This window comes from Fibrobacter sp. UWEL, assembly GCF_900142535.1.
Classification (GTDB): Bacteria; Fibrobacterota; Fibrobacteria; order Fibrobacterales; family Fibrobacteraceae; genus Fibrobacter.
This window is the reverse complement of record NZ_FRBE01000013.1, coordinates 45,338-66,225: the sequence shown is the minus strand read 5'-3', so window position 1 is coordinate 66,225 and position 20,888 is coordinate 45,338. Positions and strand designations below refer to the sequence as shown.

General features: G+C 50.0%; 24 protein-coding genes. 9 read left to right on the top strand and 15 right to left on the bottom strand.

The features are described 5' to 3' along the window. The first annotated feature begins 64 nt into the window (after nucleotides 1-64). From bioB to rph, 5 genes are all read left to right on the top strand, one after another. Nucleotides 65-1,039 carry a biotin synthase BioB gene (bioB, locus tag BUB59_RS09590; RefSeq protein ID WP_073229181.1) on the top strand — a complete coding sequence of 325 codons (975 nt, stop codon included), beginning with the start codon at nucleotides 65-67 and terminating at the stop codon, nucleotides 1,037-1,039. A 17-nt stretch (nucleotides 1,040-1,056) separates the two neighbouring features. Further along, nucleotides 1,057-1,728, top strand: a complete 672-nt coding sequence (locus BUB59_RS09585) for a C40 family peptidase (RefSeq protein WP_083540270.1) — start codon at nucleotides 1,057-1,059, stop codon at nucleotides 1,726-1,728. Between the two features lie 66 nt (nucleotides 1,729-1,794). Beyond that, nucleotides 1,795-2,646 (top strand): prephenate dehydratase, encoded by an 852-nt coding sequence (gene pheA / locus BUB59_RS09580; protein WP_073229177.1) that lies wholly within the window; start codon nucleotides 1,795-1,797, stop codon nucleotides 2,644-2,646. 33 nt (nucleotides 2,647-2,679) lie between these two features. After that, entirely contained in the window at nucleotides 2,680-3,102 is a 423-nt protein-coding gene (locus BUB59_RS09575) for a DUF4405 domain-containing protein (protein ID WP_073229173.1), read from the top strand. A gap of 8 nt (nucleotides 3,103-3,110) precedes the next feature. Further along, on the top strand, nucleotides 3,111-3,836 hold the full coding sequence (gene rph / locus BUB59_RS09570; protein WP_073229170.1) for a ribonuclease PH: 726 nt from the start codon (nucleotides 3,111-3,113) through the stop codon (nucleotides 3,834-3,836). A 172-nt stretch (nucleotides 3,837-4,008) separates the two neighbouring features. On the opposite strand, the gene BUB59_RS09565 is transcribed toward rph, so the two are convergent. The 6 genes from BUB59_RS09565 to BUB59_RS09540 all read right to left on the bottom strand — a co-directional run bounded on the left by BUB59_RS09565 (nucleotide 4,009) and on the right by BUB59_RS09540 (nucleotide 7,791). Further along, complete coding sequence (locus tag BUB59_RS09565; RefSeq protein WP_159433358.1) at nucleotides 4,009-4,278, bottom strand: hypothetical protein; 270 nt, start codon at nucleotides 4,276-4,278, stop codon at nucleotides 4,009-4,011. A gap of 85 nt (nucleotides 4,279-4,363) precedes the next feature. After that, on the bottom strand, nucleotides 4,364-5,176 hold the full coding sequence (locus BUB59_RS09560) for a hypothetical protein (protein ID WP_143160322.1): 813 nt from the start codon (nucleotides 5,174-5,176) through the stop codon (nucleotides 4,364-4,366). A 27-nt stretch (nucleotides 5,177-5,203) separates the two neighbouring features. After that, nucleotides 5,204-6,034: a TIGR02147 family protein gene (locus BUB59_RS09555; RefSeq protein WP_073229161.1), complete on the bottom strand. Its 831-nt coding sequence runs from the start codon at nucleotides 6,032-6,034 to the stop codon at nucleotides 5,204-5,206. 229 nt (nucleotides 6,035-6,263) lie between these two features. Continuing rightward, complete coding sequence (hisH, locus tag BUB59_RS09550; protein WP_073229158.1) at nucleotides 6,264-6,878, bottom strand: imidazole glycerol phosphate synthase subunit HisH; 615 nt, start codon at nucleotides 6,876-6,878, stop codon at nucleotides 6,264-6,266. Between the two features lie 31 nt (nucleotides 6,879-6,909). Continuing rightward, nucleotides 6,910-7,260, bottom strand: a complete 351-nt coding sequence (locus BUB59_RS09545; RefSeq protein ID WP_073229156.1) for a hypothetical protein — start codon at nucleotides 7,258-7,260, stop codon at nucleotides 6,910-6,912. Nucleotides 7,261-7,275: 15 nt separating this feature from the next. Next, a complete protein-coding gene (locus BUB59_RS09540) occupies nucleotides 7,276-7,791 on the bottom strand; it encodes a hypothetical protein (protein ID WP_143160321.1) in 516 nt (171 codons plus the stop codon). A gap of 69 nt (nucleotides 7,792-7,860) precedes the next feature. Between BUB59_RS09540 and BUB59_RS15510 the strand changes: the two genes are divergently transcribed. Continuing rightward, the gene (locus tag BUB59_RS15510) at nucleotides 7,861-8,013 is read left to right on the top strand and encodes a hypothetical protein (protein ID WP_200778827.1); all 153 of its coding nucleotides are present in this window, start codon (nucleotides 7,861-7,863) and stop codon (nucleotides 8,011-8,013) included. A gap of 300 nt (nucleotides 8,014-8,313) precedes the next feature. Here the strand turns inward: BUB59_RS15510 and pgk are convergent, their stop codons facing one another. Next, nucleotides 8,314-9,570: a phosphoglycerate kinase gene (gene pgk / locus BUB59_RS09535; RefSeq protein WP_073229298.1), complete on the bottom strand. Its 1,257-nt coding sequence runs from the start codon at nucleotides 9,568-9,570 to the stop codon at nucleotides 8,314-8,316. Nucleotides 9,571-9,865: 295 nt separating this feature from the next. Between pgk and BUB59_RS09530 the strand changes: the two genes are divergently transcribed. Further along, complete coding sequence (locus tag BUB59_RS09530) at nucleotides 9,866-10,864, top strand: hypothetical protein (protein WP_073229150.1); 999 nt, start codon at nucleotides 9,866-9,868, stop codon at nucleotides 10,862-10,864. Then, nucleotides 10,858-11,223: a dihydroneopterin aldolase gene (locus BUB59_RS09525; protein ID WP_234980016.1), complete on the top strand. Its 366-nt coding sequence runs from the start codon at nucleotides 10,858-10,860 to the stop codon at nucleotides 11,221-11,223. Before BUB59_RS09530 ends, BUB59_RS09525 begins: the two co-directional genes overlap by 7 nt. Before the next feature lie 98 nt (nucleotides 11,224-11,321). Here BUB59_RS09525 and BUB59_RS09520 read toward each other — a convergent pair whose 3' ends face one another. Both BUB59_RS09520 and BUB59_RS09515 read right to left on the bottom strand, forming a co-directional pair. Next, on the bottom strand, nucleotides 11,322-12,857 hold the full coding sequence (locus tag BUB59_RS09520) for a YifB family Mg chelatase-like AAA ATPase (protein ID WP_073229148.1): 1,536 nt from the start codon (nucleotides 12,855-12,857) through the stop codon (nucleotides 11,322-11,324). A 10-nt stretch (nucleotides 12,858-12,867) separates the two neighbouring features. Continuing rightward, a complete protein-coding gene (locus BUB59_RS09515; RefSeq protein WP_234980015.1) occupies nucleotides 12,868-13,185 on the bottom strand; it encodes a SpoVG family protein in 318 nt (105 codons plus the stop codon). Between the two features lie 175 nt (nucleotides 13,186-13,360). Here BUB59_RS09515 and BUB59_RS09510 point away from each other — a divergent pair, with 175 nt between their 5' ends. Beyond that, nucleotides 13,361-13,909 carry a carbohydrate-binding family 9-like protein gene (locus BUB59_RS09510; RefSeq protein WP_073229145.1) on the top strand — a complete coding sequence of 183 codons (549 nt, stop codon included), beginning with the start codon at nucleotides 13,361-13,363 and terminating at the stop codon, nucleotides 13,907-13,909. Between the two features lie 68 nt (nucleotides 13,910-13,977). Here BUB59_RS09510 and BUB59_RS09505 read toward each other — a convergent pair whose 3' ends face one another. From BUB59_RS09505 to BUB59_RS09480, 6 genes are all read right to left on the bottom strand, one after another. Beyond that, a complete protein-coding gene (locus tag BUB59_RS09505) occupies nucleotides 13,978-14,841 on the bottom strand; it encodes a T9SS type A sorting domain-containing protein (protein WP_073229142.1) in 864 nt (287 codons plus the stop codon). A gap of 128 nt (nucleotides 14,842-14,969) precedes the next feature. Beyond that, nucleotides 14,970-15,722 carry a hotdog family protein gene (locus BUB59_RS09500; RefSeq protein WP_073229289.1) on the bottom strand — a complete coding sequence of 251 codons (753 nt, stop codon included), beginning with the start codon at nucleotides 15,720-15,722 and terminating at the stop codon, nucleotides 14,970-14,972. Between the two features lie 111 nt (nucleotides 15,723-15,833). Continuing rightward, on the bottom strand, nucleotides 15,834-17,618 hold the full coding sequence (locus BUB59_RS09495; protein ID WP_073229139.1) for an alpha-1,4-glucan--maltose-1-phosphate maltosyltransferase: 1,785 nt from the start codon (nucleotides 17,616-17,618) through the stop codon (nucleotides 15,834-15,836). A 77-nt stretch (nucleotides 17,619-17,695) separates the two neighbouring features. After that, on the bottom strand, nucleotides 17,696-19,057 hold the full coding sequence (locus tag BUB59_RS09490) for a carbohydrate binding domain-containing protein (RefSeq protein WP_159433357.1): 1,362 nt from the start codon (nucleotides 19,055-19,057) through the stop codon (nucleotides 17,696-17,698). Nucleotides 19,058-19,068: 11 nt separating this feature from the next. Further along, nucleotides 19,069-19,917: a TIGR02147 family protein gene (locus BUB59_RS09485; protein ID WP_073229134.1), complete on the bottom strand. Its 849-nt coding sequence runs from the start codon at nucleotides 19,915-19,917 to the stop codon at nucleotides 19,069-19,071. Between the two features lie 97 nt (nucleotides 19,918-20,014). Further along, nucleotides 20,015-20,692, bottom strand: coding sequence for a GNAT family N-acetyltransferase (locus tag BUB59_RS09480; protein WP_083540269.1), 678 nt, complete (start codon nucleotides 20,690-20,692; stop codon nucleotides 20,015-20,017). Between the last annotated feature and the right edge of the window lie 196 nt (nucleotides 20,693-20,888).

Here is a 20,888-nt window from a genome sequence, read left to right as displayed (position 1 = left end):
CTATATTTTCGCCACGTTGGATTGGACCATACAGAATTAGTCAGACCAACCCTAAGGAGTTTTTATGTCTTTCGTTCAGGAATTGAAGAACAAGATCTTAAATGAAGATTACGTCACCACTCGTGAAGACGCAATCAAATTGCTAGATGCAGATCTGGACGAACTGACCGCAGCCGCCAACGAAATTCGCGAAAAACTTCACGGAAACGATTTTGATTTCTGCTCTATCGTCAACGCACGAAGTGGCCGCTGCTCCGAAAACTGCAAGTACTGCGCACAGTCCAGCTTCTACCACACAGGCGCTCCGGAATACAAGCTTCTCAGCGCCGACGAAATCGTAGCCGACGCAAAAAAGAAGGAAGCCGCAGGTATCCCCCGCTATTCCATCGTTACCTCCGGCCGCACCCTCACTAATAGCGACGTGGAGCAGATTTCCGCAACCATCAAGCGACTGAAGGCAGAAACCAAGCTTTCCGTCTGTCTCAGCAGCGGCCTTCTAAACCGCGAACAGTTTGATAAGCTGAAGGCTGCAGGCCTTACCCGCTTCCACAACAATCTGGAAACTTACCGCAGTCACTTCCCCGACGTTTGCACCACCCACACTTACGACGACAAGATCGGGGTACTGCAAAACGCATTGGCCGCAGGTCTTGAAATCTGCAGTGGTGGCATCATGGGTCTTGGCGAAACCATGGAAGACCGCATTGACATGTGCATCGACATTCGCGATCTGGGCGTAAAGTCCACGCCCATCAACGTTTTGAACGCCATCCCGGGCACACCCTTCGAAAACCTTCCCAAGGTGACCAACGACGAGTTCTGCAGAATCGTCGCCATCTATCGCTTTATCAATCCCAAGGCTTACCTCCGCTTAGCAGGAGGTCGCGGCGTTCTGGGTGACTACGGCGAAAAGGCCTTCAAGAGCGGCGCCAACGCCACCATCACCGATGACATGCTCACCACCGCCGGCGTAAACAACAAGACCGACTTTGAATTAGTCCGCAAGCTGGGTTTTGAACCCCACGGTTTCATCGGCTAATTATTACATTTCTTTCAATGGCGAATCTTTGGAAGAAATCAGGACTGGCAGCACTTGCGCTGTTCCTAAGCATTGTAATGCTTACGTCCTGTTCCTTCCCCACTCGTACAGGTTATAGCCGCAAGCTGGGCGCCTACAAGCCCGTTCCCACCGTACAAAAACAGGAACCCACCCAGGCAAGCGCGTCTGCCACAACACCAGCAGCACAAGCCAGCGACTCTACGAAAGTAGCCAAGGCCGCAAATCCCGCCACACAGCCTGCCCCCAAGAAATCTACGGCACCCGCCAAGCAACAAACGAAAGCTAGCGGTGGCAAGAAGTACTCCACCCTCAAGGAATACACGGACAGCTGGAAAGGCACTAAGTACGTCTACGGCGGATCCAGCCGCAAGGGCACGGATTGCTCCGGCTACATCATGAACGTGTTCCGAGACTTCTACGGAGTCTCCCTGGACCACAAGGCCGCCGCCATTTACAAGGACACCCGATTTACCCAGGTGAGCCGCAGTTCCCTAAAGGAAGGGGACCTTGTTTTCTTCGGCGACTTCTGGGGCATCAGCCACATTGGCGTCTACCTGAGCGACGGAAACTTCTCCCATGCCAGCACCAGCAAGGGCGTCATGATTTCCAATCTTGAAGAAAAGTATTTCGATTCCCGCTATAAGGGAGCCCGCCGATTGATCCGCTAGTATTTCAAAAATTGTATTTTTGAAGACGAAAAAAAACTTTCTGAAATTTTAAACCTTTTGGGATTTATGAAGAAAATTGCATTCCAAGGCCGTAAGGGCGCATACAGTGATTGCGCAGCCCACTACCTGTTTGGCGAAGACATCGAAACTTTGCCTATGGACACCTTCGAGGAAATTTACCAGGCAATTGAAAATGGTGAAGCCGACGGCGGTGCAATTCCCATCGAAAATTCCACTGCAGGTTCCATCGAGGCTAACTACGACTTGCTTTACAAGTGGCGCCACCGCATTGTAGGCGAAGTGATGCTCCGTATCGAGCACACCCTCTGCGTCATGCCCGGCGTGAAGGTTGAAGATCTGAAGCGAGTCTACAGCCACCCCCAGGCTCTGGCACAATGTTCCAAGTTCTTCGCAGAAAATCCCCAGATCAAGGCAGTCCCCGCATTTGATACCGCAGGCTCCGCAGAGGAACTTGCTGCTCGCGGGAACCGTGACGAAGGCGCCATCGCCAGCGCATACGCCGCAAAGATTTACAATCTGGATATTCTGAAGGCAGGTCTGGAAAATCTCCGCGGTACAAACTTCACCCGCTTCTACGCCATCCAGAAAACTCCCGCAGACTTCGCCGAAACGGAAGGCGCCAAGACAACGCTCCTGCTGGAGCTGGCCCATTCTGATTCCGTAGGCGCACTCTATAACGTTCTGGGCTGTTTCGCCAAGCGTGGCATCAACTTGACCCGCTGCGAAAGCCGTCCCCATCCGGACAAGCCTTGGGAATACATCTTCCACATCTCCTTCGAAGCAAACGTCAGCGACCCGAGAGCAAAGGAAGCTCTGGCCGAACTGAAGAACTACACCAGCTTTGTCTACATTCTGGGAACCTTCAAGAAGGGCGTCGTGGAAACGTTGAAATATTAATGAAAATGAAAAATGAAATATGAAGGATGAAGGATGAAAAAGCTTTACGTAGTGAATCTTCTTCTCGCGGTTGTTGCAATCGTAATGCTAGCCAGTTCCATCCTCATAGAAGTTCTTCATGGTGCCGATTGGCTGGGCATGGCAAATCATTTTTGGGTTGCTCTCCACGCAATATTCGGCATCCTCATGGCAATTCTGGTCTTTGCCCATCTGCGTTTGAACTGGGCCAGAGTTTCTGCATGGCTTACCCGATTCAAGAAAAGTTCCAACAAAGTGACCAAGGCTTTGGTTATTCTAAGCATTGTCGCCTTTATCAGTGGCTTCGCCGCTATCTTTACATTTTTCACCAGCGGCCACGGCCCTGTAGGCGGAATCCACGGGAAACTAGCGCTAGTATTTTTAATCATCGGTATCGGGCACTTTATCAAGCGCATCAAATGGTATTTTAAGAAATAGAGGTTTAAATGACTTACGAACGTACTGACAGAAAATTTGACGAATACAGAAACCTGAAGATGACCACGGGCTTTATCAGTTCCGCTGATGGTTCCGTCCTTATCGAGATGGGCCGCACCCGCGTCATCTGCAACGCAACGCTCCTCCCGAAAGTTCCGGACTGGCTGGCTGGCCGCGGTACTGGCTGGATTACCGCAGAATATTCCCTGCTCCCCCAGAGCACCGGCAAGCGTGTGGAACGCGAACGTAAAGGCGCCAGCGGTCGCACTCAGGAAATCCAGCGTCTGGTGGGCCGCTCCCTCCGTGGCGCCGCCAATCTCGCCGCCCTGGGCGAGAACGCAATCGTCATCGATTGCGACGTCATCGAAGCTGACGGCGGCACTAGAACCGCAAGCATCATCGGCGGTTTCGTCGCTCTCGCAATCGCCCTCAAGAAGATTAAGGCTCGTCTCGGTCTCACCGAACAAATCCTCCAGCACGGCATTACCGCAATCTCCGTTGGCGTCGTGGACGGCAAGCCCCTCTGTGACCTCTGCTATGTGGAAGATTCCGCAGCCGACGTAGACATGAACGTCGTCATGCAGGACGCCCAGAACTTCATCGAAGTCCAGGGCACCGGCGAACACGCAAGCTTTGACCGCAAGATGCTGAACACCCTTCTCGATCTCGGCGAAAACGCCTGCAAGGACATCTACAAGAAACAGATGGAACTCATCGGCGGCGAGTTACCTTAAGAGACTCCGCATTTTGCATTCGTCTGGATAAGAACCTACGACGCAAAATGCTCCGCGCTACTACGGCTCGTTAATACGAGCCGCATCCGCTTGGCGGGAGACTCCGTATTTATCAGGATGCAAAAAAGGTCACGACTCAACGTCGTGACCTCTTTTTTCACAGAACAAATTTTTATTCGCCACACTGGTCGTAAGAACCTACGGCGTCAATGAAGAATTCGCCTTCCTCAGGGAACATGATTCTCAACTGGGAAATCACACCAAGAGCGGACTCAATGCCACTATCAGATTCGCCTTTATATCTAAAGACATCCCATCCAATTTTCGCCCAAACCATTTCAGAGGATGACATCAGTGTCACATACCAGTAATCACTGGGATAAGTCACATCACCGGTAATCGCCACCTCTATAGACATCGTAGACTTGTAGCGAATGCACAAGCCGCCCCAGGAGCTAATGTCCGCCAGCAAGTTTTCGCCAGCAACGTTAAAGCCAATGTATGGATTTGTGCCTGAACGACCTTCTTCAGCTTTGATGGTTCCCTTGAAGCCCTTGGAATTTGTCAGGAAGACTCATGATGTTTAAGCTGCCCAGGGAAACGGTCCAGTATCCAGAAGGACCACCCAACTGATTTCCAAGATCGACAACACTCATTTCTTCGGAACTGCTGGAGATTTTTTCGGAACTACTGGAGGATTCTACGGAACTACTGGACAGCGATTCTTCAGAAGACGAACTAGAAAAGTCAGAATTGTCCTCGTATTTTCCCACACGATTAATACTGAAATTACCCGTTTCACCAGATTCACCAGCAAACATCAAACGCACTGCGCGAACCGTCATTGCAGCAACTTCGCCCATCAAATCGGAATGTTTGGTTCTGAATGAAGACCAACGATGGCAATGAGTTTCCACACCGCTGATGGTCTTGTGCATGCTGACAGAGGGATAATCTTCGTCAACAGCATCATTGACAAAGTCTCCCATATCCAACTGAACTTCCACTTCAAAGTCAGACTGGTAAGCAATGCACAAACCTTCACTCAAATCCAAAAGATTTGCAGGTTTGCCTTCTTCAGAGACATCAAATTCAAGGCCTGCACGAGCAAGGCCATCGGCAGACGGCTTACCGAGGGTAACGCGACCTGCAAGAGCCTTCTGATTCTGCTTATCCAGTTCGATGGCGTTACCTTCAATCACAGCCCATTTGTCGAGGTCGCCATCCAACATAGCAACTGCATTAATTGCATTGGTTTCTTCTGTGGTACCAGCAGTATCAGTGGTACAGCCGATGAACAGCAAGGGCAAAGCAAATATTGTAGCTAAAAACTTTCTCATAGGTCCTCGACAATTTCCCCAAAATAGCTAGTGATCCCCTTCGGGGACCTCCTTAGAAAGCGGGAACATCTGCAAGTTCAAACGATAGACCTGATTAGGCTTCTTGCTCATATTTGCAATAGCCACAATCTTTCGTCTGCAGGCTTCCAGTTCACGCACAATCTGTTCGTAGGCATCACGGTCAACACCCATGGTAACACCCGTGATGTTACGATCCTTCGGATCAAATTCATCAATAGACTTCTGGGCAAAGCCCGCCATTTCACGATGCATGGAACGCACGGCCAACGGCATTACCTCAGATTGTCCAATCAAGGCTTTGTCCGTCTGAACATACACGTTCTCGGATTGCTGTTGGAGGATACCCACCCGGACCATAAAGTTCAAGGAACTACGGACTTCATCAGCAGTAACAGGCTGCCAGCACATTGCAGCAACAGCCTCGGGAGTAGCACCCGGCATCATGGCCACCAGTTCACGCAATACAGGATTTTTCCAAGATTCAAAATAAGAGAAAGCATCGCCATCCACTACACGGATCTTATTTGCCTCGGCGATGTTCCGCATGCTTGCGAAGGCACTCTTCTTCGTCTCGTCGTCCTTCGCCTGGTTGAACCGCACCAAGTAGCGGAAATAAACCAGTTCAAAGCCACCCAGACTCATGGCGGCGGCAACCTTTTCCACCCCCAGCTCACTTAGGCTACTCTTGTTTTCGCAAACCAACTTCAAGTAGGTCGGCGATGTGAATCCTGCCAAACGGGCATACTCACGCCACGTAAACGAACTGGTTCGCTTACGTTCATCATAGAAATCCTGCATATAGCAGCGATAGTCTTGATACTCCGTGATTGGCTTCATAAAAATTTCTTCCCCAAATTTAGCCAAAAAAGACGGAAGCGACCTTTCTCCTAACCCCTGGTTCCTAACCCTTTCGGTCACTTCCGTCTTTATGTTACATAATATACCTCTTTTTGTATCATACGTCAATAGTTTTATGATACAAAATTAAAAAAAAATTTTGGGACTGCAGGCTTCACCCACGGTCCCTATAGTTAAAACTTTAGATTTTCGCTCAAATTCGCCATTTTTAGATTTTCCAGTCGCAGAAGTTCTTCAGCATGGCAAGTCCAACGTCGCCACTCTTTTCCTGATGGAACTGGGAAGCGATCAGGTTGTCCTTACCGATCAGACCCTGGAAAGTCTGGGTGCCGTAGGTAGTTTCTGCGAAGCTGTATTCTGCAGGCACCACCGGATGGTAGGAATGCACATAGTAAAAGTCGCAACCGCTGCGGATGCCCTTCATAATGGGATGCTCGCGGGTGAAGTTCACCTGGTTCCAGCCCATGTGGGGAATCTTCAGGCCCGGTTCATCCTTAAAGCGCACAGCCTTACCAGGAATCAGCCCCAAAGTCTTGACGCCGCCATCTTCTTCAGATTCTTCCAGAATGATCTGGCAGCCAATGCAAATGCCAAGAACAGGATTGCCGGCATTCACCACCGTCTTGATAGCATCCCCGATACCCGTAGTAGTCAAGGTTTCCATGGCAGAAGCCGCAGCGCCAACGCCCGGGAAAATCAGGCGGTCCGCCTTGGCGATCACCTCGGGATCACGACTGGAAACAGCATCAGCGCCGATACGTTCCATAGCGTTCATCACGGAAGTCAAGTTACCTGCATTGTAGTCGACTACGATAATAGACATAGAAACCTCGTTTTTACGGGGTAAAAGATAGTTATTTCTTCAAGGAGTCCAGAGCCTCGCCAGCCAGCTCCACACAGCGATTGCAGGGAATAACCGCATTAGGTCGAATCTCTTGACAGCGAGTACAACCCTTGGCGCCCTGCTGGAAAATTTCAACCAGCTTTGCCGCATCCTGGGGAGCCAAAAGCTTGGCAGCATGCAAAGCACCGCAAGTTCCATCGGGTGCACGACCGCCGCTAAACTGCTTGACCTCCATGGCTAACGCCAGAGCCTCTTCTTCGGACTTTCCCTGAGCACGCCAATAGCCATAAGTCACGGATACAGCGCAGTTGCCGTGTTCCTTGTGATAAACCTTTGCAATTTCAGAAATCTTTTCAGACATCAAACACCTCATGTTTTAATGATCACCAGACAGCAAAACAGAATGCCTACGCTGATAGTCTATTTTCTTCTGGTTAAAGAATCCGGCCCGAACTGAATAAGTATTCGAAACGATATCAAAGCCTATACTAAGTCCAAATCCAACTAAGCCAGCAGCCAAAATGGCGGAACCCGCATATGTATATACGTCGCCATGTCCTGTCAGTCCAGCACTCAACAAGCCCAATCCAGCTAAGGTGGCACCAAGCCCTGACCAATTCGATATCAAAGCGGCCCGTAGGAACCCATCACGCTTGTTGATATTATAGACATAATCTCTCTGGTAAATAGCCACGCTATCCGCAAAGCCTTCAGAATCCGCATTCCAGTTCAAGCTCACCCCAGAATCTTCTACAGAAGAATCCTGCGGGGTAACAACCTGCGTTTCCGAGGAGGCATCTCCCTTATACAAAACCAGTCCGTTTGGAACAAGTTGCGCCTGGGCAAAGCCCACGAACAACAGCATCACTAACCCACAAATAATCGTTTTCATGCACCAAATATACAACAAATAAAAATGCTAAACCAAAACAATCCCGCCGAATTTAGTTATCTTCAACACATGCCTAATGAAAACAACAAAGAAGAACTGGATCTGGAAGCCATCATCAACAACATGAGCTCCATCAATAGCGAAGACTATTGGTTTACCAAAGTGTCCAACATCGAAGAACACGACGAAAGCACTACCCAGCCCGACAACCAGAGCAAGTAACGAAGTCAAAACATTTATACAAAAAGAGCCTCTCGTTCATCACGAGAGGCTCTTTTTTATATTCCATAAATGAAACATTTCCTAAACCAGGAAATAAATTTTGTTTCAGAGGCTAGCGAGACAAGGGGTCGGGGCCTCACAAGCAAAAAAGAACCCGATTTTTTCATCGAGTTCTTTTTGACAATATTCCAAAGTATGGAATTCACTTAGAACCGAGAGAGGCAAGGCGTGAGCCCCCGTAGCGTACTAATCGTACGTGAGGGGGCGAACAACGCAGCATCTCGATGCGTTATAAGTGAATTACTTATCGCTCAAGAAGGCGACGCCCGGCAATTCCTTACCTTCGAGCAATTCGAGAGAAGCGCCACCACCGGTAGAGGTGTGGGTGACCTTCTTGTCTGCGCCGTACTTCTTAGCTGCAGTAGCGGTATCGCCACCACCGATCACGGTGATTGCGCCAGCTGCGGTAGCTTCGACGATAGCGTCAGCCATAGCCTTGGTTGCCTTTTCGAAAGCTTCGAATTCAAACACGCCTGCAGGACCGTTCCAAACGATGGTCTTGGAGGACTTGATAGCGTCAACGAAGAGCTTGGTGGATTCTGCACCAACGTCCAGACCCATCCAGCCAGCGGGGATACCTTCAGCGTCAGAAACAGCCTTGGTAGCAGCGTCAGCAGCGAACTTGTCAGCAGCAACGTAGTCAACCGGGAGGATGATTTCCTTGCCGGCAGCCTTAGCCTTGGCAATGAGTTCCGGAACCAGCTTTGCGCCTTCTTCGTCAAACAGAGAAGAACCGATTTCGATGTTGTTCAGAACCTTCTTGAAGGTGAATGCCATGCCACCGCCGATGATGATCTTGTCGGCCTTGTCCAGGAGGTTGTTGATGAGCTGGATCTTGTCAGCAACCTTAGCACCGCCGAGGATAGCCAGGAACGGACGCGGGGGGTTGTTGAGAACAGCGTCAAATGCCTTGAGTTCCTTGTTCATGAGGAAGCCAGCAGCACGCTGCGGAAGTTCAACACCAGCCATGGAGGAGTGAGCGCGGTGTGCGGTACCGAAAGCGTCGTTGACATAAACGTCGGCGAGCTTGGTGAGAGAAGCGCGGAATGCCTTGACAGCTTCCTTGTCAGCCTTGATCTTTTCTTCGGTGCCGTCAGCGTTCTTGATCTTACGCTTGCCTTCTTCTTCGATGTGGAAGCGGAGGTTTTCGAGGAGGATGATGTCACCCGGCTTTGCAGCAGCGCAAGCAGCTTCAACTTCTGCACCAACGCAATCAGAGAGGAACTTAACCGGCTTGCCGATGAGTTCTTCGAGCTTCTTAGCAACCGGAGCGAGAGTGAACTTGGGGTTCACTTCACCGTTGGGGCGGCCCAGGTGAGAAGCGAGAACAACGGAAGCACCCTTATCAAGAGCGTACTTGATGGTGGGGAGAGCAGCTTCGATACGCTTGGTGTTGGTGATTTCACCAGTGACCTTGTCCTGCGGAACGTTGAAGTCGACACGGATGAACACGCGCTTGCCAGCGAGTTCGAGATCTTCAATAGAAAGCTTTGCCATGATTAGCACCTTCTGGTTAGAGTTAAATTTACGCGCCATAATATAGTAAACGTAGGTCAACCCGACAAAGGGGACTTTACCAGCCCTATACTCAAATCAGTCATACAAATAGCATTAAAAACACCGTTATTCAAAACGTTTGTAAAAATTACTAAACAATATTATCCCGCAGAATGCAAAAGTCAGTGAGTTTGAAAACACTTCGGGAACATAACGTTCCACAAATGAAAATGATGTGAGATACTTTTGGCTTTTTTTTATATATTTCGGGAAAAATTAGTCTATGGAGAATTAAATGAAACGTTCTATTCTGTGGGCCCTCTGCCTGTCTGTTGTGTCGGCTTTCGCCGGCTCCTATGACATCAGCGAATTCGAAGCAAAGGAATCGGGTTCCCCTGATGAATATATTACTGCTGAATTTGGTGGCGAACTGAAGGTCGCTCCTGCAGACGAAGTCGAATCCCTCCAGAATGGTCGACTGGTCGTCCGTCAGAAGTTCGAAGATCCGTTTGACGCTGATGCAACCACTTACCAGCTCTACCAGGGCGGCGCAGGCGATCTCTCTTCCATGACCGCCATGACCGCAGAAGGTGTTGATTACTCCAAGTTGGTTACCGCAAAGGTTTACGCACGCCGCGGTATGGATTCCAACAAGGACGTTGAAAAAGTTTACTTTGACGGCAAGTCCGTGTTCGCACCGGGCCTTTCCTCCGCAGTCGTGTTCATCGACGGCGAACCTGTAACCCTGAAGGGCGATGCTGCAGAAGAACCGGTCGCAGCAGCAACCGCATCCAGCAGCAATGATGACGAATATTGCGATGACGATGATGAAGATTGCGAAGACGAAGACCTGAGCAAGTACAAGACTTCCGCTCCGGTTGCAAACTCTGATGCCGACGACCGCGACTACGCCGCAAGCGAAGCTGCTGACGTAGGTGACCGTTTCGGTATCGCTGACGAAGTCCGCTTCTGGTCCGCAGTGGGTCTTTCCGCCCTGGCTGCAGCAAGCATCGTCCTCGGCATTACCCAGCACAAGAAGTCCAACGAAGCTAAGGACGCCTATGACACCATGGACGAACTTTACTCCGGCATCATGGACATGTGCGGCAACGACAAGGGCTGCCAGCAGGCCGTCCTTGAAAAGGGTGTAAGCGGCGTCTGGACTGTCCAGAACCTGAAGAACCGCATGGACACCAACAAGAAGACTCAGGACTCCTACGCAACCGCACGTAACATTTGGTTCGGTATTGCAGGCGCCTCCATCGCCGGTGCAGTCGTTCTCTTTGTATGGTAATTGAAGCCGGTAAAATCTCCCTGAAGGATCTTTCCTTCGATTGCATCATTGGCACCCTCCCCTACGAGAGAACCAACGAACAACCGATCGTACTAAACGTCTCCCTCTGGTTGGATTTTACCCTGGCTGCCCGTAACGAAGATCTGGCACATTCCATAGACTATGCCCAACTGGCGGAAGACCTGAAGAGGTTTATCCGCCTTTCTTGTTTCCAGCTGGAAGAAACCTTGGTGGTAGAAACAGGCAAGTACATCATTGACCACTACCCCAAGGCAGAGATGGTAGAAGTATCCGTCCGTAAGCCTCTGGCTATTCCAGACTGCGTAGGAGCGGAATCCACCATTAGAATCCGCCGTTAACGCAATCCAGAAATTCCACGAGAAAGACGCCATTCAAAAGAATGGCGCCTTTTTTGTTGTAGGAAGAAGATCATTACACTCGGGAATACTTCTCAAGTCTACGACCGGAAGGAACGGTAACGGAGGGCTTCCGCCAGGTCGTTAATTTCAACCTGGGGAGCCTTCCGCAAGTCCGCTATAGTGCGGGAAACCTTCAACAGGCGGTAGTAACCGCGGGCGCTTAGGCCCATCTTGTCTGCCGCCGAAATGGCAAAGTTTTCCGTCTTGGAGGTTAGCCCGCAAGCCTCACGGGCAAACTCCGAGGACATCTCCGCATTGGACTTGAAGCCCGTACCCTTGAACCGTTCCCGCTGGAGATTGCGAGCCATTAGGACTCGTTCCCGAATCGCAGAGGAAGGTTCACCATTACCGGCTCCCGCAAATAGAGAAGCATCCACCGGCGGCACACTCACCTGAATATCAATACGGTCCAGCAAGGGTCCGGAGATCCGTTCCTGATACCGCTTTCGAGCCTCCGGTAAACAGGTGCAGGCACGCTTGGGATCCATAGAGTATCCGCAAGGGCAGGGATTCATGGCGGCACCCATCATAAAGCGGGCGGGCCACACCACAGTCCCGCTAATGCGACTGACAGAGATGGAGCCATCCTCCATAGGTTCTCTTAACGCTTCTAGCACGCTACGGTTAAACTCAGGAAGTTCATCCAAAAAGAGAACGCCATTATGAGCAAGGCTAGCCTCTCCCGGCCTAAGCCTGTTACCGCCCCCAACCAGCGACACCATGGACGCTGAGTGGTGCGGGGAGCGAAAAGGACGGACGGTAACAGGCCGGAACGCAGACAGATCTCCAGAAGTTCGTGCACAGGAATGGATGCGGGTAGTCTCCAGAATTTCATCGTCCGACATCTCGGGGAGAATTCCCGGAAGACATTTAGCGCAGAGAGTCTTACCCGCACCAGGAGATCCCACCAGGAGAAAATTGTGAGCTCCTGCAGCGGCCACTTCCAGCGCCCGCTTAACCCCATCCATTCCCACCACGTTCTTGAAATCGGGAATATCACGACCGCATGCAGCCACATCGGTACGGAACTTCAAGCCCGCAGCCCACACGGCACGACGATCCGCACCCACCTCTAGAATTTCAACACACTCCTTGAGGGATGACGCACACACATAACGCAAACCCTCCACAAGGGAAACCTCAGGCTCATTCGCAGATGGAATCACAAGGATATTATCGGACTTCCGGTCCATAGCCATTGCGATGGATAAGGCCCCACGAACAGGCTTCAGCAAACCATCCAGAGACAGCTCTCCCGCAAAAACCAGCTTATCCAAATCGGGAACTTCAATTTCACCTGTAGCCACCAGCAAGCCTATCGCTAGAGGCAAATCAAGAGCGGAACCTTCCTTCCGCAAATCCGCGGGCGACAAGTTTACCGTGGTACGGAAACCTGTCACCACCTTGTCGATGGAACGGATGGCGGAAACCACACGCTCTCTCGACTCCCTTACCGCATTGTCCGGCAATCCAACCAAAGTAAAACCCGGCAATCCCTGACTTGCATCCACTTCAACGCAGACAGGAACGGCCTTTATCCCAAACAAGCAATAAGAACGGATTCGACGGAACAAGGTCTACCTACTAAGCGATTGCAGCCTGATACTTTTCGAGAATGCAATTCTCGATATGTTCACGAAGCTGACGGGTAATGGGATTGCAGATGGTCTTGAAGTCTTCGCCCTTATAGAAAGGATCATTGGGATAACCCACGAACAGACCATTTTCACCATCCATCACGCGCAGGCCGCGAATCAACATCTGATCGTTCAGAACCACAGACGCAAGCCCCTTAATGTGGCCCAGGCTCGGACCTTCCTTAAAGGGATAGACGTTTACGCTAGTAACGGCAAGGCAATCAAATGCAGAGGATGCCGCCATTTCTTTCTTTTCTTCAGCCATAAGGCCTCCTTGTTTGTTTATTGGATGCACCCCTAATGCAAATCCTGTGCCAATTTTAAAAACGGCGAAATCACGACAGAAACGGCAGTTTGTTAGTTTATCTTTACTGATCACCGCTGATTAATCACTGATTAATCGCTAATAATCACTGGTTTGTTTTGCTATTATTCAACGTATGATCTTGAATGCAAATTTGAATTGGACGGCCAACCAAGGGATTCAACTTCCCGTGGTTCTTGCAGATGTGAGCATCTCTGCAGATTATCTAGACGTTACCTTTTCCGTAGAAGAACCGGAGTCATGTTTTCGTTCCGAAGTTCGAGAAGACAACGGCCGAAGCTGGGAAGATTCCTGTGTAGAAATTTTCCTACAGAATCCAGCAAACCCCGAAGAATACTTCAACTTCGAGACCACAAGTCGTGGCTACCTGCTAGCAGCCCATGGTCCGGACCGCAACAACCGTCAAGTTCTCCCTCAGGAACTCATTGACAAAGTCATTCGCACCAAGCAAATTGCAAGCGTTGCCGGCAACCTGATTTGCTGGGGAATGAACGTGAAAATTCCCGCCAGCCTATTCGGCTTGAAATCCTTTGAAGGACTTACCTTACGCGGAAACTTGTACAAATGCGGGGACAAGTCTTCCACACCGCACTATCTAAGCGCCTTCCCCATAGCTACTGAAAAGCCGGATTTTCATCGTCCAGAATTTTTTCAAGAGTTCTAAATAAACTCTCATAACGCAAAAAGGGTTGCGGGAAAACCGCAACCCTTTTTTAATGGTTTAAAGTTAAACTACTTCACCAGAATACGCTGAGAAAGGCCTTCTGCACGTACCATGTAGACGCCAGCCTGAACCTTGGAAAGATCCATGGAGGTTCCGTTAGTAGAAGCAATCACCTGGCCCTGGAGGTTAACCAGTTCAGCCTTCACAGCCTTACCAAAGGAGAGAGTACGGCCATTGAGCTGAGCCTTGAGAGAGCCCAGAGAAGCAATCGGCTTGATTGCATACATAGCGCATGTTCCCTCGGAGCCAATCTCATTCAGGAGGAAGTCAGAGGAAGAAGTGAACTTCAGCTTGATAGCCGCGATCTTGGTCAAAGCTTCAGCCTGGTCAACCTTCTTACCCCAACCAGTTTCCTGTTTGAACTTAGCCCAACCAATACTAGTACCGGAGTTAGAGGCCTTAGCAACAGTAGCCTTGTAGTTGTTGTATTCAGTGGTATTTGCTTCATCTTCAATACCTAACTCAATAGCAAAACCTCCAGTGGAGCTGTATTTCAGACAAATCCCTCCCCAAGAGGTAATGTCAGCACCTTCCTGGTTTTCGGAAACGATGTTGAAGCCGAAACCTGCGAAAGCGTATTCGTAAGCGGTACCGATCTGAACGTCAGCCTTGATACCACCGTATGCTTCGGCCAGAGGACCGTAGAAGTTACCATAGGTATTCGCTTCAACATCGGACGGGAAAACGATCTTGGAGTCGCCGTCGTTGTCCTTATCGGTATATTCGTACCAGTAACCAGCGGTTTCTTCTTCAGAACCGGTAACCACCTTACCTTCAGTATCGGAACCATCCCAATGCATGGAGGTAGAGGTGAATGCAGATGCAGCAACAGCTGCAGCCGCAAGAGCTGCAAAAGTCAGTTTCTTATTCATAATATCCTCTCTCTTTTTAAATTTTTCCCATTCTATGGAACGGTTTAAATAAAATATACCTCATTATTTTGTAATGAGGCATCTTCTTCAAGATTATGTAACGTAGTTCACATAAAAATGCAACTTGACTACATCATCCTGATTTTCATTTCAAATACAGAACGATCACCTTCCTGAATTTTCATATAGGTAGCGCCGTTGTGTTCTGCACGAGAGACGGTCAACACCTGCCCTTCCAGGGATTCACCCAGGAAATGAACTTCCAGTTCCGACGGAGTGCAAACAGCCAAGTCCTCCACGCTAAAGACGTTTAGAGCGAGCTTCACGTATTCAATATTGTTCATGTGGCGGGACATGTCAATATGCTGGGGCAAGACTTTCTGCTGGTAGATTTCCTCATAGCGGAGGGCAGTTTCGTTAAACTTATCAAAACCGTCATCCATAAAGGGAGTAGGCGGATCCTGTGTGGGGAATTCTACCGCGGACAATTTCATGGGGCGATGGCGATCAATACTCAGGCAGCAGGCTTCCTGGATGGCAATGACAATCGGTTCACCATCAGGCGTGGTAATCGCCGTATTTTCCACCGTACGGATCAAGGATGTATGGGCTGGGAAAGAAGTGGTCACCACCTTATCCCCCCAAAAGGGGCGCTTCAGGAACTTGAACTTCGCCTTGGAAATGGCCCAGTAGCCTCCCTTAGATTTCACGAAAAAATTGTCCTGCTTAATCTTGCCGAAATTTTCGCAGAAGTTATCCTGCACCATCAGGACCGTATGGGCAATGCCCATCTTTCCGGACACGTCAATGTAGGCAGACGTAATGGTACGAGGCTTCTGGAAAACCAGAGGATGATTTGCGAGAGAATAAATATCAATCATAGCAATGAACAATATAGTCTATTTTTCCTAACAAAGAAACGCCGACGGGTTTCGTCGACGTTTAGAATTGCTAGATCCCCGATCAAGTCGGGGATGACAGCGGAACTAGCCTTAGATTCTCTTAAGAACCAGCAGGTGGCCGGGGGCCTTAGCCGGATCAATGCGGACGAAGTTCTTGCTGCCGCGCCAGACGAAGGATTCGTCGGTGAGCAGGTCCTTCAGGAAGTAGAAGGAATCTTCGTTCAGGCCAAGCTTAGCCATGTCCAATTCCACCATGCCTTCCTGGGCGTTGTCCATATCCATGTTGCAGACGAACAGGAGAACGTCTTCGCCAGATCTCTTGGAGTAAACCATGAGCTGGTCGTTGGCACAGTAATGGAAGTCCAGGTTGTCATATTCCTGCAGAGCCGGATGTTCCAGGCGAGCGGTATTCACGCGGCGGACGAAGTCCTGAATGCCCGGGCCAGCCCAGTTGTGAACCTTGTACTGGTACTTTTCGGAATCCTGCAGTTCTTCCTTAATGGGAGACGGAATATTTTCGCAGAGTTCGTAACCGTTGTACATACCAGTGAGGCTGCTCAAGGTACCAGCCAAGAAGTAACGCTGCTTAAAGGCATTTGCACCCTTGTAAGCAAGATACTTGGGGAAGATATCCGGGGTGGTCGGGAAGAAAATACCGCGCATATATTCCTTAGCGTCGGACTGGGTCAGTTCCTTCAGGTACTGCTCGAATTCCCACTTGGCGCTACGCCATGCGAAGTAAGTGTAGCTCATGTCAAAGCCGGACTTTGCCAAGCGATGCATCATCTTGGGGCGAGTGAAAGCTTCTGCCAGGAACACCAGTTCCGGACGTTTTTCCTTCACGTCGGCGATGAGCCATTCCCAGAAGGGGAAGGGCTTGGTATGCGGGTTATCGATACGGAAAATTTCAACACCCTTGTCGGCCCAGAACAGGATGATGTTTTCGATTTCCTGCCAGAGAGCCTTGTAATTCTTGTTGTAGTAGTCGAAGGGGTAAATGTCTTCGTACTTCTTGGGCGGGTTTTCTGCAAACTTAATGCTGCCATCGGGTTCGTGGTAGAACCATTCCGGATGTTCCTTTACGTACGGATGGTCCGGAGAGCAGTTGAGAGCGATGTCCAGAGCCAGGCGCAGGCCCTTGGAACGAGCGGCCTTGGCAAAGTGTTCAAAATCCTTCATGGAACCCAGTTCAGGGTCGGTTGCATAGTGACCGCCGAACTTGTTACCTACGGCATACGGACAGCCCGGTTCCAGGGGTTTGCCCTTCTTGTCGGTCTTGGCGTGGAGAGCATTGTTTGCGCCCTTACGGTTGGTGACGCCAATGGGGTGAATGGGAACCAGATAAACAGTATCGAAACCCAGGTTAGCAATGTAGTCCAGCTGGTTTTCGCAATCCTTCCAGGTAGCGCTCTTGGTAGGATCGGTGCCTTGAGACTTGGGCCACATTTCGTACCAGGTGCCGGTACGTGCGTAGGACGGGTCCACGCGAAGCTTCATCACCGGGCTTTCGGTGGGAACATCCTTAGGTTCCACAGTCCAGGCGCAAACCTTATATTCGTAATAACCGATGTTATTGACGGTGAAGGAGCCTTCCCAAAGGTCGTTATCCACGAATTGCATGGGAGCCTTCTCCCACTTGACAGCGGCGGGCTTTGCGGCCTTGGCAGTCTTTGCAGTCTTCTTGGCCTTGCCTTCTGCGGGGACATGGCGGTAGAAGATGGCGGCATCATACTTTTCGTGGCTGTGGCGGAAGATATCAGCCTGCACGGTGACGGTGTCGCCCGGTTCGCGCTTGATCATGAAACGGCCGCCCTCGATATTGGGGCGGATATTCTCGATAACGAGATTGTCTTTGAGGGTAGGAATAGTTGCCATAGTACTGTAAAAAATAGAAAACGCCGCCAGATTTTACTAGCGACGTTTCTGAATTTTCATTGCTTTAAACCAGTGATCTAATTCTGGCGAAGGACCTGAACATCCTTAATCTTGAACCAGCGTTTCTTCTTGCCCAGATTGAGTTCAAAGCGAGCAAAGGGATCCGTCACTTCGGGTGTAAATTCGATTTGGATGGACTGTCCCGTTTTGCCCACATAGACATGCTTAGAGAAACCAACCGTCTTGTAGGTATCGTAGGAACCAATACGTGCGGTAATGGAATCCGCCACATCGGACCAGATGGTGAATACACACTGGTACTTGACTCCTGCAATGAGTGCCACATTTTCCTGAAGAAGCTGCACACTGAAGGAACTGTCACCACCTGCAGTGACATCCACCTTCATGATGCGATCGCCATTCTTTTCCACAATCACAGAGGAATCAGCCTTGCCGCCAAACTGAGTCACCAAAATCCAGTCCGTAGTGAAGGGAGACTTGAAGTTTCCATTGATCAAGGTGTTCTCACCCACATCAGCCGCAATGCCCTTCCAGATGTCAGCCACATAGGCTGTACTATCTTCGTTTGCAGCATTTACATAATTGTAGCGCAAAGGCTGGAAGCTAGGCACAAATCGTTCATTCAGCTCATCCCAGATATCCGAGTTGTTCTTTCGGTCGATGTAGATTACGCCGTCCTCAGAAATATTCGCCTTGGAGAAATCAACACCTTCAGTAAAGAGCTTGGCGCGGAATACCACAGACAAATTAGCGACCTTATTCACAGAATCGATTGCAATCTGAGAATAATGATAACGCAACTGCAGAGACTGGAAGTCAGTCAAATCATAGACGAAGGGAACATACTCTCCATCAATCATGACGCGGCCGTAGATATCGTCAGCCACATAAGGCGCAAAGGACACGCCGATTTCCTTCAGGTAGCCGCCATCCATCAAGTCGATATTCTTAAAGGCATCGTCTACGTAAGTTTCCTTCGTAAAGGAGATTAGGAGTGCAGAAGAATCTTCCAGCGGTTCCTCGTCAGAAGATGATTCAACCCTTTCAGGCCATACGCGCATACCCTTGGTAGCATCGTAATCATCCATGTACTTATAGTAGCTTGCATAAGTACGCACTTCTGTCAAATTAAGATCGAAGGAATCCAGCAGTACAGGTTCGTCTTCCGCAGCAGCCTTCAGCAGGGACTTTGTAGCAACCACAGTTCCAAGTTCTGCGTAATCCACTGTAAAGTCCGCGGTCAAGGGAATACCAGACACAACGACCGGCCCCTCGGGAGAACCTACATCGGTCGTATCCTTATCCGCTATATCCGGATTTCCAATCTCGATGCCAGCAGTCTTGTCCTCGGAGCAGCCAGAAAGGACTCCGGCCACAAGGGCCAGGCCTGCTAGTACCGCACTGGGAAATTTTGGCAAAAAGAATCTCATCACACTCCTCGGGTAAGAGGGAACAGCTGTAGGTTGATTTGGACAACGTCTTCAGCTTCTCCAGCTTTTGCAGAGAAATCTAGTAGTTCTTTTCGCATTAGTTGTAAATGTTTTTTCAAATTGGCGAAATCCGATCGCTTAATTCCGAAAGTAAGGGCAGAAACGTCTCTTTCGGGCCCCGGAAGGTCATTCAGCATGCGTGCGGAAAGAGCCAGCATCTGGTTATGATACATTTTCACCATAATATCCTGGACCTCGTCGTCGGTAGTAATCAGGGGATCGCTCTGACGATAACCGTTGGCAGTCTTCACCAGAAGACCCAGTTCCAACAGCAGGTTCAGGGATTCAGTGGCCTGTGCGGGAGTGATAAGACCGCGGAGGCGCTTGGAAATCTGGTCAGGGATAGGACGGAAGTCCTTGAGACCCACCATTTCCAAAATTGCGGAATGATGCCATTCCTTAAAGATACGCAGCTGGGCCTTGTCCATCTTATGAAGCTTGGAACGGGGGCTAGCCTTTACCAGCTGGGCGTAGTAAACTTTCTTGTCTTCGTCGGTAGTTGCCTGGTTAAAGAATACCAGACTTTCAAAATAAGCAGCGCGCTGATTTTCAAGACCAAGTCCGTGGATCAGCTTAGTCACCGTGTTCTTGGTGATATTTCGTTTGCCATCGATGGTCAGCTTCAAATGGGCATGACTGGAAAGACCAGCCTTTTCCGCAAAGAAGCGAAGACTGAAGGCGGCTGTTGTCGACTTCTTGTATTCGTAATAGTCCCGAAGGTACACGCGATAGTTCGTGTACTGCAGCACATCGGGCTCAGTTAAAACCTTCTTTTCTCCATTTTCCATAACTTAAAAGATAGAAGCGAAACGGCCGAAATCGCAAAACTAATTAAAGAATCCCGTTTACCCAAGTAAACATTTGTAACCACTAGGAACCACGAGATTATTCGTCCCGAGCCAGGCGAGAAAAACGACAATGATTCACAAAAATGCCGTTTATTCGTTCAAAATCGCGACTTATTCCTTCTTCAAGGAAGCCGCAGCGGGTAGCAAGAGCACGACTTTTTTCGTTCGTCACGGATACAGAAAGCTCCAATCTATTCAGTTTTAAAACGACAAAACAGTATCGGGAAAGAGTCCTCACGGCATCCGTCATAAGACCGCGACCTGTATAATCCTTAGAAAGCCAGTAGCTAAGGGCTGCGGAATGATTTTTCAAGTTGAATTCCGCCATGATAAAGCCGGCCAATTCATCAGACTTACCGCAGGTAGGCTCCGTCGCAGGAACCTTCGGGAATATGCCCCAGCAACCGCCCTGTCCGTATTGTTCCGCAAAAATCCAGCTGCGCATCCGCTTGGCGATCTCGGGGACGGTAACGCCCCGCACCCACGGGAGGTGTTCCGCCAGGAAGTCTTCCGAGTTCCGCACCAGCTGGAATACAGCCTCCGGCGACATCGGGCGATTCTCCCGATGGCCCATACCTCGGGACTCGTCGCAGCATTCCGTTTCCCGCAGGTCCGACAAAGAAATCCCTACCAGGCGGCAACAGCCACCCTCCAGCGTTTCCGTAGAAAACGCCTGGGTGAAGAACTCTTCAAAACTATCGTCCGCAGGATTCATAAAGACAAAGCTAGAAAAAGCGCACCGCTAATGATAAGCAAAGCGCATCATTAGCTGGGGTGGGAGTCCAGAGGGCGGGGACAGCCCCCGCCTTCCTCAAGAAATGCCCAGACGAAACATCCCGAAAACACCGCTAATGATAAGCAAAGCGCATCATTAGCTGGGGGCGGGAGCTCGAGGGCGGGGGACAGCCCCG